This window comes from Paralcaligenes ginsengisoli, from assembly GCF_054781135.1.
Window position 1 is genome coordinate 74,907 of sequence record NZ_BAAGUZ010000018.1, and the last position, 16,991, is coordinate 91,897.

The 16,991-nt window shown below is 54.8% G+C and carries 16 protein-coding genes; 4 read left to right on the forward strand and 12 right to left on the reverse strand.

From position 1 onward, the window contains the following. Positions 1–10: 10 nt before the first annotated feature. From ACYVIS_RS10135 to ACYVIS_RS10145, 3 genes are read right to left on the reverse strand one after another with little or no spacing between them, the layout of a single operon-like run. Positions 11–757, reverse strand: coding sequence for an amino acid ABC transporter ATP-binding protein (locus ACYVIS_RS10135; RefSeq protein ID WP_232742578.1), 747 nt, complete (start codon positions 755–757; stop codon positions 11–13). Beyond that, positions 754–1,485 carry an amino acid ABC transporter permease gene (locus ACYVIS_RS10140; protein WP_232742577.1) on the reverse strand — a complete coding sequence of 244 codons (732 nt, stop codon included), beginning with the start codon at positions 1,483–1,485 and terminating at the stop codon, positions 754–756. The genes ACYVIS_RS10135 and ACYVIS_RS10140 overlap by 4 nt, the downstream gene beginning before the upstream one ends. A 19-nt stretch (positions 1,486–1,504) precedes the next feature. Continuing rightward, positions 1,505–2,320, reverse strand: coding sequence for a substrate-binding periplasmic protein (locus ACYVIS_RS10145; protein WP_232742576.1), 816 nt, complete (start codon positions 2,318–2,320; stop codon positions 1,505–1,507). Between the two features lie 185 nt (positions 2,321–2,505). Between ACYVIS_RS10145 and ACYVIS_RS10150 the strand changes: the two genes are divergently transcribed. Beyond that, positions 2,506–3,471: a LysR family transcriptional regulator gene (locus ACYVIS_RS10150; RefSeq protein WP_232742575.1), complete on the forward strand. Its 966-nt coding sequence runs from the start codon at positions 2,506–2,508 to the stop codon at positions 3,469–3,471. A gap of 305 nt (positions 3,472–3,776) precedes the next feature. Here the strand turns inward: ACYVIS_RS10150 and ACYVIS_RS10155 are convergent, their stop codons facing one another. The 8 genes from ACYVIS_RS10155 to ACYVIS_RS10190 all read right to left on the reverse strand — a co-directional run bounded on the left by ACYVIS_RS10155 (position 3,777) and on the right by ACYVIS_RS10190 (position 14,108). Then, complete coding sequence (locus ACYVIS_RS10155; protein ID WP_232742574.1) at positions 3,777–5,135, reverse strand: acetyl-CoA carboxylase biotin carboxylase subunit; 1,359 nt, start codon at positions 5,133–5,135, stop codon at positions 3,777–3,779. A 15-nt stretch (positions 5,136–5,150) separates the two neighbouring features. Then, a complete protein-coding gene (locus ACYVIS_RS10160) occupies positions 5,151–5,375 on the reverse strand; it encodes a biotin/lipoyl-binding carrier protein (RefSeq protein ID WP_232742573.1) in 225 nt (74 codons plus the stop codon). A gap of 65 nt (positions 5,376–5,440) precedes the next feature. After that, a complete protein-coding gene (locus ACYVIS_RS10165) occupies positions 5,441–7,369 on the reverse strand; it encodes an acetyl/propionyl/methylcrotonyl-CoA carboxylase subunit alpha (RefSeq protein ID WP_460873899.1) in 1,929 nt (642 codons plus the stop codon). A gap of 75 nt (positions 7,370–7,444) precedes the next feature. After that, positions 7,445–9,070 (reverse strand): acyl-CoA carboxylase subunit beta, encoded by a 1,626-nt coding sequence (locus ACYVIS_RS10170; RefSeq protein ID WP_232744775.1) that lies wholly within the window; start codon positions 9,068–9,070, stop codon positions 7,445–7,447. 101 nt (positions 9,071–9,171) lie between these two features. Then, on the reverse strand, positions 9,172–10,404 hold the full coding sequence (locus tag ACYVIS_RS10175) for a CaiB/BaiF CoA transferase family protein (protein WP_460873900.1): 1,233 nt from the start codon (positions 10,402–10,404) through the stop codon (positions 9,172–9,174). A gap of 21 nt (positions 10,405–10,425) precedes the next feature. Beyond that, positions 10,426–11,445 (reverse strand): tripartite tricarboxylate transporter substrate binding protein, encoded by a 1,020-nt coding sequence (locus ACYVIS_RS10180; RefSeq protein WP_232742570.1) that lies wholly within the window; start codon positions 11,443–11,445, stop codon positions 10,426–10,428. 56 nt (positions 11,446–11,501) lie between these two features. Then, on the reverse strand, positions 11,502–13,061 hold the full coding sequence (locus ACYVIS_RS10185) for an acyl-CoA carboxylase subunit beta (RefSeq protein ID WP_232742569.1): 1,560 nt from the start codon (positions 13,059–13,061) through the stop codon (positions 11,502–11,504). Between the two features lie 51 nt (positions 13,062–13,112). Beyond that, positions 13,113–14,108, reverse strand: coding sequence for a hydroxymethylglutaryl-CoA lyase (locus ACYVIS_RS10190; RefSeq protein WP_232742568.1), 996 nt, complete (start codon positions 14,106–14,108; stop codon positions 13,113–13,115). Positions 14,109–14,278: 170 nt separating this feature from the next. On the opposite strand from ACYVIS_RS10190, the gene ACYVIS_RS10195 reads away from it, so the two are divergent. Genes ACYVIS_RS10195 through ACYVIS_RS10205 form a run of 3 tightly spaced genes read left to right on the forward strand, consistent with a single transcriptional unit; the run spans position 14,279 to position 16,274 of the window. Beyond that, entirely contained in the window at positions 14,279–14,809 is a 531-nt protein-coding gene (locus ACYVIS_RS10195; protein ID WP_460873901.1) for a MarR family winged helix-turn-helix transcriptional regulator, read from the forward strand. Then, positions 14,802–15,536, forward strand: a complete 735-nt coding sequence (locus ACYVIS_RS10200; RefSeq protein ID WP_232742566.1) for an enoyl-CoA hydratase/isomerase family protein — start codon at positions 14,802–14,804, stop codon at positions 15,534–15,536. The genes ACYVIS_RS10195 and ACYVIS_RS10200 overlap by 8 nt, the downstream gene beginning before the upstream one ends. Positions 15,537–15,545: 9 nt before the next feature. Continuing rightward, on the forward strand, positions 15,546–16,274 hold the full coding sequence (locus ACYVIS_RS10205) for an enoyl-CoA hydratase/isomerase family protein (RefSeq protein ID WP_232742565.1): 729 nt from the start codon (positions 15,546–15,548) through the stop codon (positions 16,272–16,274). 469 nt (positions 16,275–16,743) lie between these two features. On the opposite strand, the gene ACYVIS_RS10210 is transcribed toward ACYVIS_RS10205, so the two are convergent. Then, positions 16,744–16,944, reverse strand: a complete 201-nt coding sequence (locus tag ACYVIS_RS10210; RefSeq protein WP_460873902.1) for a hypothetical protein — start codon at positions 16,942–16,944, stop codon at positions 16,744–16,746. Between the last annotated feature and the right edge of the window lie 47 nt (positions 16,945–16,991).

Genomic DNA, 16,991 nt, shown 5'->3' on the forward strand with positions numbered 1-16,991 from the left:
GTGTCACAGGTCAGAGAACCTGCTCCAGAAAATGGCGCAAACGCGGATGGCTCGGGTGGTCGAAGAATTTGTCCGGCGGCCCCTGCTCGAGGATGTGCCCGCCGTCCATGAACACTACCTGGCCGGCGACCTCGCGCGCGAAGCGCATCTCGTGCGTCACCACGATCATGGTCATGCCGGCCCGGGCAAGGTCGCGCATGACAGCGAGCACCCCCTTGACGAGCTCGGGGTCGAGCGCGGAGGTGGCTTCGTCGAACAGCATCACCTCGGGCTCCATCGCGAGCGAACGCGCAATGGCCACGCGTTGCTGCTGTCCGCCGGAAAGGTCCTCGGGGCGGCGCGCCTCGAATCCGTTCAGACCAACCGCCAGCAGCTTGGCGCGCGCGATCTCCTCTGCCTGATCTCTTTTCATGGCGCGCACCTTGCGCAGGGCGAGGCTGACGTTGTCGAGCACACTGAGGTGCGAGAACAGATGAAAATGCTGGAACACCATACCGATTCGCGTGCGTACCTTGTCGATATCGACGCCGGGCGCGGTGATGTCGAGGTCGTCCAGCAAGATGCGGCCGGCTTGCGGGCGCTCCATCAGGTTGGCGCAGCGCAACAGCGTGGACTTGCCCGAACCGGACGGGCCGACGATGCAGGTCGTCATGCCACCGGGTGCTTCAAGATCGATGTCGTGCAGCACGGCGACGTGCCCGTACGACTTGCTCACGTGTTCTAGGCGGACACGGGTGCCGCGTGGATGCATGTTCATTCGGATCCAATCGGTCGGATTGTGCGGCCGCCGCGAAGCCGGCGGTCCCAGGCGTTGATTGCGTAGGTTGTAGGAATCGTCAGGGCGAGATAAATCAGGCCCGCGGCCGTCAACGGCGACAGGTTGGCGTTATTGATCGCGCCGTCCTGCGCCAGTGCGAACATCTCGCGCTGCGATGCCGTCAGGCCCAGCAGAAACACAAGCGACGTGGCCTTGATGACCAGAATGAACTGGCCGGTGAGTGGCGGCAACACGCGCCGCGCGCCTTGCGGGATAATGATGTAGCACATGGTCTGGAGCTTGGTCATGCCAGTGCTGCGCGCCGCTTCGACCTGCCCACGCTCGACACCCTGGAAGCCGGCACGGAAGATCTCGGCGAAATAGGCGCTCTCGATGAGTCCGATCGCCAGCGCCGCATAGCCGTATGTGTTGCCTCCGAAGATACTCAGGCCGGCAAGCGGCAGGCCCTGCCCGATCAGGTAGACGGTGAGAATATGCGGCAGCCCCCGCAGAACGTCGACATACGCGCGGCACGGCAGGCGTACCCAACGCTGCTCCGACAACAGGCCGACCGCCACCAATAGCGCCAGCGTGATCCCGATAGCACTGGCGAACACCGACAGAAACAGTGTGTTCGGCAGACCGACCGCGAGCAGCTGCGGCATCGCATTGAAGATCAGGGTCGGATCGAAAAAAGTTGAAAAGATCTGGTGCAGTCCGTGAAGCATGGTGTACTCGGCGGCTTTATTATTTAACTGCAGGCCGGGGCATGCCAGGATAGTCGGTGAACATACGTTCGGGAATACGCACCCCCGACGGATTCCACTTCGCGAACAGCTTGCCATAGGTACCGTCGGTCATCACCGACGCAAGGGCCTTGTTAAACGCGGCCAGCAGCTCGGGGCGATCCTTGGCTATCGGTATTCCATTGGCGTCGCTCTCGACGGTTTCCGTTGCCGTCAGTTCAGGGTGCTGCGTGATGACACGTTCCGCCGTGGCATTGCCGGTGAACAGGCCATCCACCTGCCCGGCCCTTAAGGCGTTCGTGCTTGACGCGATGTTGGGAAATTCCTTGATCGACACCTTCGGCGCAATCTTTTGCAGCAAGGGGATCAAGGCGCTGCCGGTGGTGATCGCGACCGTCTTGCCGGCGGCGTCTTTCAGCGTGGCCAGCGGCGCGCTCTTGCGGCTCACCAACTGCGCCTGGCCGTAGCCGACCGCGGTGGAGAAGTTCACGACCGCCTGGCGCTTCGCGGTCACCAGCACGCCGAAGGCTGCGGTGTCGTATTGATGGTTTCTGACCGCCGGCACCATGGCGGCGAAAGTCGTCGAGATGTAAGTCACCTTCAGGCCCATGCGGCCGGCAACCGCATTCATCAACTCCACCATGAATCCGGTGGGCTTGCCGTCCTGAAGGAAAGAGACGGGCTTGTCGTCCGTACGATAGGCCACCTTCAGCAGGCCCGGCGTAATGAGTTCGAGGGGGCCCGCCACTGCCGCAGGCGCCTGTATGCAGGCCGCCAGCGCAAGAGCCCAAGCCGCGAAGATGCGCATCCATGTCATAGTCGTCTCCTTGTGATTTGTTGTTTGGCAAAGCTGGACGGCATCAGCGCCCTGCTTCAATCGAAACAGTGTAATGGGGTGAGATCGTCGAATAATATGAATTGATCGACGTATAGTTTTAAAATTCGGAACAGTCGGATAAAATCCCATATCTAACAATTACTTATCAAAAAAGGCCAACAGTAGTGAACATCCGAGCGCTACGCATTTTTCGTCTGGTGGTCAGCGAAGGCTCGCTCGCGGCGGCCGCCGAGGCCATGAATCTCAGCCCTCCCGCCGCCAGCCGCCTGATCTCCTTATTGGAAGCCGAAATCCGGCTACAGTTGTTTCATCGCTCGCGCAGGCGCCTGCAGCTGACGGCGCAGGGCCAGGCGTTCTACCGCGAGGCCGAGCATATCCTGGCCGGGTTCGACGAAATTCCGCGCATCGCGGCCGCCATCCGCACCGAGGCCAAGGGCCGGCTGCGGCTGGTGACGGCGCCGCGCATCGGCCGCGGCATCGTCGCGCCCGCCCTAGCGCTCTTTTCCCGCGAACATCCAGGCATCCGCGCCTCGGTCGACGAACAGTCGCGTTTCGGCATTGAGGCGCAGATGGGCACGCGCCTGTACGATCTTGGCATCATCTCCCTGCCGGTGAGCCACCCTTTCGTCGAAATCGAGAACCATCCGCTATTCCAGGTGCGAATGGAGGCCTTGCTGCCGGAGACGCATCCGCTCGCCGACAAGCCGTCGCTGACGGCCGCGGATCTGGCGGCCGAGCCCCTGCTGGGTTTGTGGCCCGGGCAACCCTGGCGCCAGCAAGTGGACGACTTCCTGCGCTCCGGCGGGGCCAGGCCCGAATACGCGATCGAGACACGGTCGTCATTGATGGCCTGCCAACTGGTGCGCGAGGGTGCCGGGGTGGCCATCCTCGATCGTTTGTGCGCCCAGGCCATCGATCTGCGCGGCCTGGTGATCCGCCCGCTGGTGCCCGCACGCTGGATCCTGTTCGGCTACATCCACCAGTTGCGCCAGCCGCCCAGCGACAATGCGAGCGCCTTCCTGGACTGCGTACGCCGCAGCGTCGAGGCCTTCAGGGCGCGCTCAGTCGAGAATGCGGACGCTGTTGTACCGCTGTGGACGGGCGGTGCCGGGGCGAATGGCGTGATCTGACATGACGAAACCAGGCTGGTGTCGAATTTCATTTCGAATTGAAATCACGCCTCCTGTGAAATCAATGGGCTAGCTAAAAAATGCGTATTTCAATTAGGTGCCGACGTGTCATTCAATTTGGAATTTTGTTCTTGTGCCGTGAACGTAGCAATAGAGTTACCCAGCTCTCCCATACTGATCCCATCGAATATCTAGGATGACCGAAATCCGCAAGGAGCGGACGCTATCCAGGAAAAAGCATTGGAGCACTACTTATCGGTCACATCCACCAGAATGCTAAAACGCTTGAACCGGCAAAGATGACGTCAAGCATTAACTGTGCAGCGCTTTCTGAAATCATCCACAAATCCGGTGTGAATTGTGCCGGAACAGAATTCCTCTGATTTCAAGATTCGTTCGAGAAAACTGAGATTCGATTTGATCCCTTGTATTTCGATACATTGAGTTGCCTCAATCAGTGTTGCGATGGTTTCTTCCCGGGTCTCGCCGCGGCCAATTATCTTTGCGAGAAGCGGGTCGTAATACGGCGATACAACACTGCCTTCTTGATATCCTGTTTCAATCTCTACATTATTCATTTTAGGTATCGAGAATTTTTGAAGCGTACCTACCGAGGGGAAAAATTTGACAGGGTCTTCAGCATATAAGCGAAGCTCAATGGCGTGTCCTTTCGGCGTCACCGGCTCGGGGATGACATCCTTTAATTTGGCGCCAGAAGACAGACGAATCTGGGCTTCAATGAGATTGACACCCGTTATGGCTTCCGTCACTGCATGCTCGACTTGGAGTCGCGCATTAACCTCCAGGAACTGGAAACGCCCGCTCTGATCTCTAAGCATCTCAACAGTGCCAATGACGTCATAGCCGATTTCATTGAAGATATCGGCTATCCCCTTCGCAATATTGCTGATTTCGTCCCTTGACACGTTTGGGGCGAAGGCCTCTTCTATTATTTTTTGATGACGACGCTGTATGGAGCAGTCACGCTCAAAGAGATGCATTGCATTGCCGTATCGATCAGCAAGGACTTGAAATTCAATATGGCGCGGACATGGAAAAAGGGACTCCAAATATATATCCGAGTTGCCGAAGCTGCGTTGCGAAACAGACTGCGCCTGTACAAGCCCTTTCAATAATTGCGCTTCCTCATGAACGGCGACCATACCAATACCGCCCCCGCCGTGAGCTGGCTTTATCAGTACGGGATAGCCAATTGAACGTGCAGCATCCAATGCATCCTGCCCGGGCGTAGAGAATACAGGGGAACTCCGGGACATTGGCATGCCACGGGACCGCATATATTCACGCGCTTTCGTCTTGTCCCCCATCAGTTCGATCCACTTGGGGCTTGGTCCGATAAAGGCAAAGCCAGCCTCAACCACTTTGCGTGCGAATGAATCGTCTTCCGACAAAAAACCATAACCAGGATGGATGGCATCTACACGCGCAGTACGAGCCACATTCAGAAGCGCCTCCTGATTCAAATAACTATCCCGTGGAGCAGGCCCGCCGAGATGATATGCCTCGTCGGCCATCGATATGTAGGGAAGATCTTTGTCAGCATCCGAGTAAACCGCGACAGAGCTTATGCCCATGCCGCGCAATACCCTTATGAGTTTCGAAGCAATTGCGCCTCGATTCGCTACCAAAACTTTGGAATACAAGTTGACCTCTCCTGGTTATTTGTTCGGCTCAACACGTGCCATCAGTTGGCCTTCGGTTATTGTTTGGCCTTCATTTACCAGTATTTCAACAATTAAGCCATCCTCTTCGGCCAATACGGGTATTTCCATTTTCATGGACTCGACGATGAAAATTTCATCACCCTTGGCAACACGTTGATTAACCTTGCACAACACCTTCCACATTGAGCCGGTGATTTCCGAATTGATTTCCTGAACCATGTTTATTCCTTAAGAAATGCTTTGTTGTATTAGCCATGCCGTCCTGTACTTGCCAAGATGCAGTGCTAAACCATGAGTTCCAACAGCAAATTGCCAGAGCTTACTGCCTGCCCAACTTTCACATGCACGTGCTCTACGTGGCCGTTTACCGGGGCTACATAGGTATATTCCATCTTCATGGCTTCCACCGTCAGTAGCGCATCACCTTGCCTGACCGTGTCTGCAACCTTGACAATCACATTAACGACGCGGCCATTCGATACAGCTCGAACCCGGCTGTCAGAGGCCTCATTATTCGAACTGGTTGCAGGCGCGTACGTTTTATCTATAAAACAAAAGGATTGGCCGGCCAGATGAACATAAATGCGGTCATGTACGCTGAAAATGAAAGCCGTGCTCTCTAAGCGATCATAGGTAAACCTGACCCGCCCTTCTTGTAGCTGTTTGATCGCCAAGTGGAAGGATTTATCGTCCACCGTGACAACGATTCCTTGCGAACCATCATGGCCAATGTGCACAGTGTGGACGTGTTCAGCCTCATCAGATAAGTAGAGATTGGCGCCACCACGATTAATGCAGGTGAGTGGATCCGAACCAGCACTCGCTGCAAGCGCTATCGCCAATCCTGCGATATCCTTATCCAGCGCTTCAATCGGCTCGCTCTCCGTTTGCATGAAATCGGTACCCACCCCTCCGCGAATGAAACGCGGATCATTCAAACAACGAATCAATGCCTGCTGATTGGTTTTGATACCGAAGACAATGGTTTCACGCAGGGCGGCAACAAGCTTGCGCCGGGCATCCTCGCGTGACGCTCCGAATGCAATGAGTTTGGCCATCATCGAGTCATAATACGGAGAAACGTCCATGCCGCTTTTTAGCGAGTGCTCGACCCTGACCGACGGTGAAGGCGACCAGATATCGATGCGACCGCTTTGAGGCATATAGCCCTGCGCTTCGTCTTCCGCACACAAGCGTGCTTCGATTGCATGGCCCTGGAGTTCTATGTCAGCCTGTTGAAAGCTCAGTTCTTCGTCCATCGCGACGCGCAATTGCCACTCTACCAAATCGAGTTCGGTAATGGCTTCGGTTACGGGATGCTCTACCTGCAGCCGCGTATTCATTTCCATGAAGTAATACTTGCCCGAATCGTCCACTAAAAATTCGAATGTTCCTGCACCTAGATAGCCAGCCTGGACGGCTGCAGCAACCGACGCCGCGCCCATGCGCTCGCGCAGATCCGGATCGAGCCCGGGTGCGGGCGCCTCCTCGATCACCTTCTGATAGCGGCGCTGCACCGAGCAATCACGCTCGCCGAGATGAACTCCATTTCCATACTTATCGATTAGCACCTGGATTTCGATATGCCGGGGGTTCGTCACCACACGTTCCAGGATGACAATATCGCTACCGAACGCATTGCGTGCTTCGGACTGCGCGGAAGCCAGTGCGGCATCGAACGCAGCAGCTGAATGCACAATGCGCATGCCGCGGCCTCCACCGCCCGCCGTGGCTTTGATCATGACGGGGTAGCCCAGTTCCTGCGCTTTGCGCTTCAGCGTTGAAGGATTTTGATCCTCCCCGTCGTACCCAGGTATGCAAGGTAGGCCGGCTTTTTTCATCAACAGCTTAGCCTCTGCCTTGTCACCCATGGCACGTATCGCCTGTTCGGATGGTCCGACGAAGATCAGCCCAGCTTCACGACATGCGTGAGCAAACTCTGCGTTCTCGGACAAGAATCCATAACCTGGATGCACCGCATTTGCGCCGCTCAGATAAGCCGCTTCGATAATGGCATTGATATTCAAGTACGATTCTGCGGGCAGGGCCGCACCCACGCATACGGCCTGATCGGCGAATTCAACATATGGCGATCCGGAATCGGCTTCGGAATAAATTGCGACAGTCGGAATGCCCATTGAGCGGGCAGTGCGCAATATGCGCATGGCAATCTCGCCGCGGTTTGCCACCAAAAGCTTGCTGATAGTTGTCATCAACAGAGTCCTGTAGATAGATAAGAAGTGCGGAACGGGATGTCAGGCATGCAATGACCTCGCCACCTTGGTGGACTATGGGCGGCTGACACCGAATTGCATGGGATTTACCTGACGCATGTCGGCATCTCGGCAAATTTCGAGAGTCTGTGCCAATACATTTCGTGTGTCTCGCGGATCGATGACTCCGTCATCCAGGACATGGGCGCTTGTTGTGAAAACATCCATTTGTCGCATAAAATTCGCCACCACCTTATCGTGGAGTTCTTTCAGCTTGGCCTCATCCGCCTCTCCGTATCTGCGCAACATAGCCGCGCGATTCACGGTAGTCATCGTTTCTGCCGCCTGTTCGGGGCCCATCACGGCTGTTTTCGCGTTCGGCCAGGAAAAACAAAAGCGGGGATGAAATCCGCGCCCGCACATGGCATAGTTTCCCGCTCCGAACGAGGCTCCGCAAAACACGGTAATTTGCGGCACATTGGCATTGGCGATAGCCTGGATCATCTTGGAGCCATGCTTGATGCTGCCACGTTCCTCAAAGCTTTTCCCCACCATGAAACCGGTAGTGTTATTCAAGTAAATCAATGGCATATCGGCCTGACAACAGGCTTGAATAAAGTGAGTGACCTTGGCCGCGCCCGCCGGATCGATAGGCCCATTGTTAGTAATGATGCCCACTGAGTAACCTTTAATGAACGCATGGCCGCATACAGTCGCTGGGCCGTACAAGGCACTGAACTCGCGGAATAATGATCCGTCTACTATCCTTGCAATGACTTCACGCATATCCACGGGCTGGCGGTAGTCTTCCGGCATAATGCCAAGCAACTCGCCGCCGTCGTAGCGTGGAGGTTCGAATTCGACGGCATGCGGCACCTGGCGCCTCTTGTTCCAATGCAACGATTCAAGAACCTCCCGGGCCAAGCGGATGGCATCACGATCATCCTGAGCCAGATAATCCGCCAGCCCTGAGATGGTGGCATGCATAAGTCCACCGCCCAACTCCTCTTCCGTCGCAATTTCTCCTGTGGCGGCTTCGAGTAATGATGGCCCAGCCAGGAACGCCCGAGAGCGATTTTCCACCATGATTATGTAGTCCGAGAGGCCCGTCTGATAGGCGCCTCCCGCGGTAGACGCTCCATGTGTAATCGTTACTATCGGCAGGCCCGCTGCCGATAAACGTGCCAGATTGCGAAATTTCTGGCCTCCATGAACGAAGCTCTGAACTTCATAATTCAAAAGATTGGCGCCGGCGCTTTCCACCAACTGTACGAAGGGCAGCTTGTTTTCAAGTGCAATCTCCTGGATGCGCAATTGCTTCTCCAGGCCTTTGGGCTGAAAAGCGCCCGCATCTATTCCAGAATCGGAGACACAGACCATGCAGCGCACGCCGGAAACGGCTCCAATGCCCGCGATCAGGCCGCCCCCGGCCACTGCCTTTCCATCTGATCGTTTTCGCCCCATGCCGTATCCTGCGAGCGTGGATAATTCAAGGAAAGGAGCATTGCGATCGAGTAGAAGCCCCAGGCGTTCATGAGGCAACAGTTGGCCCCGCTCCCGAAAGCGTGGCCCGGCAGCGTTGGAGACTTCCCGCGTTGATGCTTCGACGCCTCGTACACGTTGCAGCAATGTGAGCATTGCTTCCCGATTCCGGCAAAAGGACTCGCTGGAGGTGACGATGTTTGACTCAATTAAAGCCATGGTATGGTTCCTGTATTGCGCGACAAAGAAACGCAAAGATTTCGCATGACGACCTTACGTGCAAAGTGCTAAATTTGGTGGGCGGCGAACAGGTTGGATTGTTAATGCCGTTCCTTGACGCGACGGATACCAATCACCCCATCTTTTTCAAGCTGCACGAGCTCTTCAGCGTCTATATCCAACATCGTAGAAAGCACAGCTTCGGTATCCTGGCCCAAGGCTGGTCCGGCGTGATGTATGGCGCCTGGAGTATCGGACAACTTTGGAGTAACGCCGGTCAATGTTATGTGTTCCAGCTGTGGATGCCCAATAGTCACCAGCATGTCGCGCTCGCGATAATGTGGATCTTGGTAGATATCCGCTATCGTATAGACCAGAGATACCGGCACTCCCAAATTGTCCAGAAACGTTTGCACATCCCGGCTGCCGTGCTGAACCACCCATGCGCCAACCACTTCGTCGATCGCATCAATATTCTCTGCGCGAGCCTTGACCGTCGCAAAACGCGGATCATCGATTAAATGCGGCATCTGCATTGCCTGACAGAGACGACGAAATACCTTGTCGTTATTTGCGGAAATCAGTACATAAGTATCGTCTTGTGCGATATAAAGATTATTGGGTGCAGTACTTTGAAGACGTGAGCCTGTACGGCCCGGGACAACTTTCAGCTTGTCATACGCCGGAACGATTGACTCCATCATGCTGAATGACGCTTCGTACAGCGCAGCGTCCACCACCTGGCCCTTCCCCGTCTTGTGACGCTCCAGCAAAGCGAGCACTGCGCCATATGCTGCAAATACAGCAGTCTGGTAATCCGTCGAGGCCAGGCCGACCCGCGCGGGGGGACGATCGGGGTCGCCGGTCATATGCCGTACGCCTGCCGTAGCTTCGCATATGGCTCCATACCCGGCCTTTTCCCGATAAGGCCCGCTCTGTCCGTATCCGCTGATACGCACCAGGACAAGGCCGGGATTGGCCCGTGAGAGAACCTCGTACCCGAGGCCAAGCCGTTCTATGGTTCCTGGCCTGAAGTTCTCGACCACAATGTCGCATTGTTCGGCCAGGCTCAACACAAGCTCGACGCCTCGCTGCGTCTTCAAGTCTATGCTGACTGCCTTCTTGTTCCGTAGTATGGATGCTGCGTAGAGCGAGACATTGTTTACGTGGTAGCCAAGCTGACGGACGCTATCCCCTTCGAGCGGTTCGACCTTGATGACTTCCGCACCGAAATCGGCCATCAGTCTGGTGCAAACGGGACCAGCAATCGTGCTGCACAACTCCAGCACACGGTATCCGAGCAACGGGCCTGATGGTGCGGACGCCTGAATCATACCTACTCCCTTCATGAATGTTTACTGGACGGAAATTTTTTCGTCTTCGACAACCTTGCGCCACTTGGCCAATTCGCGGTCTACGAACTCGGCAAACGCCTTGGGAGAACTGCCAACAGGCTCTTCTCCCTGGCTTGTAAGTGAATTGACAACATCCGGCATACGAAGGATCTTTGCGACTTCCGCTTGAATCTGGTCCACGATCGGTTTGGGCACCCCCTTGGGGGCAATCAAGCCGAACCACGATTCAGCGCTATAGCCGGGAAGCCCAGATTCACTCATCGTAGGCAAATTCGGCAAGCTGGGCTCACGATGATTGTTTGTGACTGCGATTCCGCGAACCATTCCTGACTTAATGTGCGGCTTAGCGGTGGGAACGTCCACAACCGCAACTTGCACCACGTTGCCCATGATTGCAGTCATCAATGGGCCGGCGCCATGGAACGGCACATGGACCATATCAACATGGGCCATGGACTTGATCAGCTCTACGGCAAGACGCAACGACGAACTAGGCCCACTGGATCCGTAGTTCAACTTGCCCGGATACTTCTTGGCGTAATCAAGGAGCTCTTGCAGCGTAGTCACGGGGACGGAGGGGTGCACAATGAGCACCAGGTTTGAAGACGCCACTTGTGTAATGGGAACGAAATCCTTTTGGGCATCGTATGGCAAATTTTTAAACAACCATGGGTTCACGGCAAGCGTGTTCGTGGTCATCAGCAAGGTGTAGCCATCGGGTGCCGCCTTGGCCACGACACCCGTGCCGATCACCTGTCCGGCGCCAGGCTTATTCTCAATCACAACCGACTGCCCCCATGCCTGAGTCAGTTTCTGGCCAATCATCCTGGCCAGGTTGTCGGTCGGCCCACCCGGTGCGACGGCCACCAGTAACCGAATAGGCCTATTTGGGTACGTAGACTGCCCATACGCCAATCGTGTTGTGATGCAGCCCATGGCCGCCGTGGCGGCCAACGTGGCTGTGCGAACCAAAACATCGCGCCTACTCGACGAAAAGAGCGGCATAATTTGCTTTTTCATTGTCTCTCCATGTGATAGTTCTTGTTTCATTGACGTGAAACAATTATTGGTGCCACCTAAACTCTCGTGCCCACTCGCCCCTTTGGGCCAAGCTGGGTTTTCAAACGACCCTGCATGGCTCTTATGAACCGGCACAGGTAGGGTCTGGTTTCCCTTGGATCAATAAGATCCTCGATGGAGAATTCTTCCGCCATACGAAAAGGCGAGCTCAATCGGCGAACTTCTTCTTCGATCTCTCTCTGACGCAATTCCGGATCATCTGCTGATTCGATTTCACGGCGATAAGCCGCCATGACGCCGCCTTCCGTGGGAAGCGATCCGATTTGTGCAGAGGGCCATGCTATTTTGAAGTCCAGGCCCATATTGTCCCGTGTAGCAAATCCTCCAAAACCAAAGCAGCGCCGCACGACAACACTCATCATTGGAACGGTTGCTTGCATTCGTGCTTGCAGACAGCGCATTCCTTCGCGCAATGCGCCAGCCTGTTCCGCCTGGGGGCCAATGCAAAATCCAGGCACATCAACAAGAAAGATGATGGGAATGTGAAAGGTGTCGCACAAATCGATCATGCGTGTTTGCTTGCGCGCAGCTGGCCCATCTATTGCCCCGCCGAGGGACATCGGTGTATTGGCGATGATTCCGACAACAAAACCATCCAATCTCGCGAGTCCTGTAATCACAGATTTGCCAAATGTCGGCTGAAGTTCGAAGAATGACTCCTTGTCAACGACCATATGAATGATTTTCTTCATGTCGTAAGGACGGCGCCGGTTCTCTGGAACAATGCCCAGCAACGCCTCTTCAGCACGCCCAGGAGAGTCGCAACCGACTTTCCGTTCCGGCAACTCCCAAACATTCTGGGGCATGTAGCTCAAGAAACGGCGTATTGCATCCAGGCATTCTTCCTCGGTATCTACCGCATTGTCGATAGTGCCCGCTTTATCTACTGCGACACTTGCGCCACCCAGGTCTTCCTTGGTGATATCGATGCCAAGCGCACGCTTTACGACAGGAGGGCCGGACGCAAAAACTTGGCTCTTCCCCCGGATCATGACGGAGAAATGAGAGAGTACGGCGCGTCCTGCCGGGCCGCCTGCGGAAGATCCCATCACCGCGCTAATTACTGGTACATGCCCCAGCAGTTCGACGAAATGGCGCGACGAATTCGACCCGGGGTATAAGGCATAGCCACGTTTACTGACCGACGACACACTACCGCCGGCTCCATGGTAAAGATTGATCAATGGAATCTTGTACTCATAGGCAAGATCGCCTGAGAACCCATTGTGTCCGCCTTTAGGCCGATACCCCCCGCTTGACCCTCCGCGCACACTAAAATCGTCACCTCCCACAGAAACCTGACGCCCATCGATTTCGGCCAAGCCCATGACAAATGTCGAAGGCGTGACACTCACTACCTGACCATTTTCGTAGACCGCCGAACCGGACAGTTGTCCGATTTCCTGGAACGACCCCTTGTCTACAAGCAAATCGATGCGCTCGCGAACGGTTTTCCATCCTTTGGACCGATATCTTGCGAGCGATTCATCTCCGCCATGCTCGCGTGCCCACAAGCGACGTTGGGCTATTTCTTTAGCTTCATTCTGCCAATCCATGCTATTTCCCGATACTGTAAGCTTGAGGAGGAGCCCCTCGGGGGGTACCCACTACGTATTAAAAAACGCCCGCTCTGCCGCCAGTGGATTAACTCCGCTACGTGCAACCTTGCTGAGCAGCTGACGCTGCAAGATATCCTCTGCCATGGCCGAAACGTGCATCAGTCCATCAAGATCTACTCCGGTCCTTACTCCCATCGATTCCAGCAGATTTACCCAGTCTTCAGTGCAAACGTTGCCGGTCACCCCTCCTCCATACCGCACTTTGGAAGGATGGCCGCCGACGCCACCCAAGGCGCAATCGAAGTAACGCACGCCCGCTTCCAGAGCCGCGACACAGTTGGCAATGCCCGTTCCTCGTGAATCGTGAAAATGTGCAATGAATATGATTTCCGGAAACGCCGCCTGAGCCTGCGTAAAGAGTCCACGGGCAGTCTGGGGCGTTGCCATTCCCGTGGTGTCGCCAAGTGCTATATGACGTATGCCTAGCCGAGCCAGCGATTCAATATCTTCCAGCACACTCTCGCGCGACACGCGGCCTTCGAAGGGGCATCCGAAGGCGACAGAGATGGTTCCTATGATGCGAAATGCATTGCCGGCAAGCGATGCCATTTCGCGAATGTTTTTGAACTGATCTTCGCGTGTCCGACGCAAATTCGTCAATGAATGTGAGTTGGAGGCTGAAACCAGGAAGCTGATCTCGTTTGCACCGAAACCTGCCTGGCGATCTGCGTCGGCACGCTCGACAGCTCGCGCATTCGCGCATGTAGCCTTGTAGTAGGTGCCTGGCGCCTTATACAACTTCTTTAACAGGTCGGAAGCGTCCGCAAATTGAGGAATGACAGCCGGATTCGAATAGGAAGTTGCCTCGACACGAGGAAACCCCGCCTTCGCACATGCTTCGATCACAGCCACCTTTTTTTCCGTCGGGATGTATTGCGTTTCATGCTGCAAACCATCACGAGCAAAACACTCACACAAGCAAACCTCGACATCGACCGAAGATTTTTCATCAACCTTAATATGATCATATGTGTCGTATATCATTTTCTGTATTCCATTTTTTATTTTTCTTTATATTGGTAGATTATCTGATAAAAAAACGGTTGATCTCGCTGTTCACACCTTTTACATTAAATTTATTATCTAGTAATTTAATTGATAATGCAACATACTTTCGGTATGATGCGTTATTGCTTGGAAATTAAAGGTTTCATATGGCACCGAAGCAAAACTTAAACAAACCTCCGGCTCCAGCCCAAACCTTGGGCGATTTGACCTCATTCAGGTTGCGCCGGCTTACAAACATGTACAGCAAGGCATCGGCGAGCGAATATGGGCGCAGGTTTGGACTTAGTTTGAATGAGTGGCGGATCATCTCGCTGTTATGGGCCGCAGGGACTCTTTCTTTATCGCGGTTATCACATCAGGCGCAATTCGACCGCGGGCTGACCAGCAGGACCGTTAACGCCTTGATTGATAACGGATACGTCGCACGCCATCGCAATCCGGACGATGGCAGGGGGCTAGTGCTAGAACTAACCCCTAAAGGAAACGATGTGGTGGCAACAGTACAGCCCGTCGCTTCCGAACGTAATCGTCAATTGCTTTCCTGCCTGACTCAAAAAGAGGCGGAAATATTTGACGCAGTTCTCGACAAGCTTACCCATCAGGCACGAGCCATGCTGGACATCGAGCGAGAAAAAGCATTGCAAGAAAACCATCATAAGGAGGCCTCAATTGATTGATAGCACTTCAGAAGATTGTCTTCTGACATATACCGAGGCCGGTGTGCGCACTTTGCTAATGAACAGACCGGCAAGGCGAAACGCCCTCAATACCGAACTTACACAACGAATGCTTGACGCCCTACTATTGGCCGATAGCGACCCGGAAATCGATGTGGTGGTTCTTGGGGGTGTCGGCCCGTCCTTCTGCGCCGGCGCTGATATTTCCGAATTTTCTACGCTCGTTCCCGAAAATGCTAAGCTGGTGGACGAGCGAGCCGATCTTACGATGCGGCTGCACAAGTGCTTCCCGAGTATGTCTAAGCCCGTCATCGCCGCTGTAGAAGGCGCTGCGCGCGGGGGAGGCGCCGGTTTAGCCCTTGCGTGCGACATGCTGGTCATGGCAGAGGATGCCTCGCTGGCCTATCCTGAAGTCACACGAGGAATCGTACCGGCTATCGTTATGACAAATCTGACTCGGCAGTTGGGGCCGAAGCTGGCTTTCAACATGGTCATTACCGGAGAGATCCTCGCGGCACAGCGCGCATCGGACATGGGAATAACCATGCGGCTTTCAACAGCGGGGCAGGCTCTGACCGACGCGACACAGCTTGCAATCCAGATTGCAGGATACAAGTCACAGGCAGTGCAAGCCACTAAAAAATTGTTCTACACAGTTTGGGAGATACCCTTCGATGAAGGACTGGAGTCCGGCCGCTGCGCAAATGTCGCCATGCGTACTTACTGACGCCATATCATGACTACGATCAGCACCACTCTCGCCAACGGCGTCGGGACCATTTTTCTGGATCGACCAAAAAAGCGCAACGCGCTCAATCGCCCCATGTGTGTTGATCTGCGCCGGGCGGTTCGCGATATGGACGCGAGCAGCGACGTGCGGCTCATCCTGCTCCGAGCCAAGGGACCCGTATTTTGCGCTGGCGCCGATATAGACGAACGAGCGACCCTCGACGATGATGGAGTCAGAGCCCGACGACTCCTCGCTTTTGCGGCCTACTCCACCATCGAGAGCGTTGGCAAGCCATGCGTCGCCGTTGTCGAGGGCCCTGCAATCGGCTCAGGAGCTGAAATTGCCACAGCATGTGATTTCATCGTTGCGACCGAGCATGCACGCTTCAAATTTCCGGAAGCGGCAATGGGGACGATCGGTGCGACGCAACGGCTACCCGCTATCGTCGGCCGTTGGCATGCAAAAGAGTTGCTCTTCACTGGCCGTGAAATCGATGCGCACGAAGGACGCCTGATTGGGCTGGTAAGTCGTCTCATCAGTGCCGATATGCTTTCGTCCGAACTTACCGTGCTATGCAATGCAATTATGTCCGCCCCACCATCGGCACTTGCAGCGGCCAAGCGCTGCGTCGATGCAGCGGCGGATCAAGACAGGCGAGCCGCGCTGGCGTCTGAGCTGTTATCAATCGAAAGCATGCTCATCGATGAAAACTGGGAAGATCGGATGCGGCCTTAACGTTTCCTGGATGACCCTTTCCTCTTCAATGGCTTTTAAAAAAAGGGAAAGGTTAGACCTTTGGCCTAGGGCCAAATTGAGATCTCGAAGTTCATTCAAATTGAAATCATGCCACCTCTTGTGAAATCAATGAGTTAGATAAAACATGCATTTCAATTGGGTATCGACGCATCATTCAATTTGGTTTTGCTCTTGTGCCACGAACGTAGTAATAACAGTTATCCAGCCCTGCCACACTGATCGTGCAACTAGACCGTAGTAATGCGCCAACATTATCTAGGACGGCTGAAATCGGCCAGAACCGGTCGACCGTGTGTCCCGCTTTTGGGTTATCCCATAGTTGTTAGCCACTCGTCGTGCCTGTTGATTTCGACCGCTTGAAGCAGGTCATAGTGGCTAGCACACACATGCCCTTGTCTACAGCACCCATGTTTCTTTCTATATGTAGACTGCGCCATTCTGGCGCCTATTAGGACAGTTTTTCTGCGCCTACCAAAAGGGTCATCAGTTCGGCCATTTCCCTTGGCGCCTGCGACATAAGTATCCCTAACTGTAATTTGAAAAGCTCTAGCCTTCGAACCCAGAAGCGGTTGCGTTCACCCGTCGCTTCGTTGTACTGCGTTCGGATGCGTTCCAAGCTTTCACTGGCCTGCTGAATCGTAAGCGTCATTCGAAGGCCGTCTTGACGGCCGAATTATTCAGGCCCACTTGGCGCCA

Excerpts from the sequence above, each read along its gene's own strand:
- ACYVIS_RS10135 (WP_232742578.1), bottom strand. The coding sequence starts at position 757 with ATGAACATGCATCCACGCGGCACCCGTGTCCGCCTAGAACACGTGAGC.
- ACYVIS_RS10140 (WP_232742577.1), bottom strand. The coding sequence starts at position 1,485 with ATGCTTCACGGACTGCACCAGATCTTTTCAACTTTTTTCGATCCGACC.
- ACYVIS_RS10145 (WP_232742576.1), bottom strand. The coding sequence starts at position 2,320 with ATGACATGGATGCGCATCTTCGCGGCTTGGGCTCTTGCGCTGGCGGCC.
- ACYVIS_RS10160 (WP_232742573.1), bottom strand. The coding sequence starts at position 5,375 with ATGGTTCAGGAAATCAATTCGGAAATCACCGGCTCAATGTGGAAGGTG.
- ACYVIS_RS10165 (WP_460873899.1), bottom strand. The coding sequence starts at position 7,369 with ATGACAACTATCAGCAAGCTTTTGGTGGCAAACCGCGGCGAGATTGCC.
- ACYVIS_RS10170 (WP_232744775.1), bottom strand. The coding sequence starts at position 9,070 with ATGGCTTTAATTGAGTCAAACATCGTCACCTCCAGCGAGTCCTTTTGC.
- ACYVIS_RS10175 (WP_460873900.1), bottom strand. The coding sequence starts at position 10,404 with ATGATTCAGGCGTCCGCACCATCAGGCCCGTTGCTCGGATACCGTGTG.
- ACYVIS_RS10180 (WP_232742570.1), bottom strand. The coding sequence starts at position 11,445 with ATGAAAAAGCAAATTATGCCGCTCTTTTCGTCGAGTAGGCGCGATGTT.
- ACYVIS_RS10185 (WP_232742569.1), bottom strand. The coding sequence starts at position 13,061 with ATGGATTGGCAGAATGAAGCTAAAGAAATAGCCCAACGTCGCTTGTGG.
- ACYVIS_RS10190 (WP_232742568.1), bottom strand. The coding sequence starts at position 14,108 with ATGATATACGACACATATGATCATATTAAGGTTGATGAAAAATCTTCG.
- ACYVIS_RS10195 (WP_460873901.1), top strand. The coding sequence starts at position 14,279 with ATGGCACCGAAGCAAAACTTAAACAAACCTCCGGCTCCAGCCCAAACC.
- ACYVIS_RS10205 (WP_232742565.1), top strand. The coding sequence starts at position 15,546 with ATGACTACGATCAGCACCACTCTCGCCAACGGCGTCGGGACCATTTTT.
- ACYVIS_RS10210 (WP_460873902.1), bottom strand. The coding sequence starts at position 16,944 with ATGACGCTTACGATTCAGCAGGCCAGTGAAAGCTTGGAACGCATCCGA.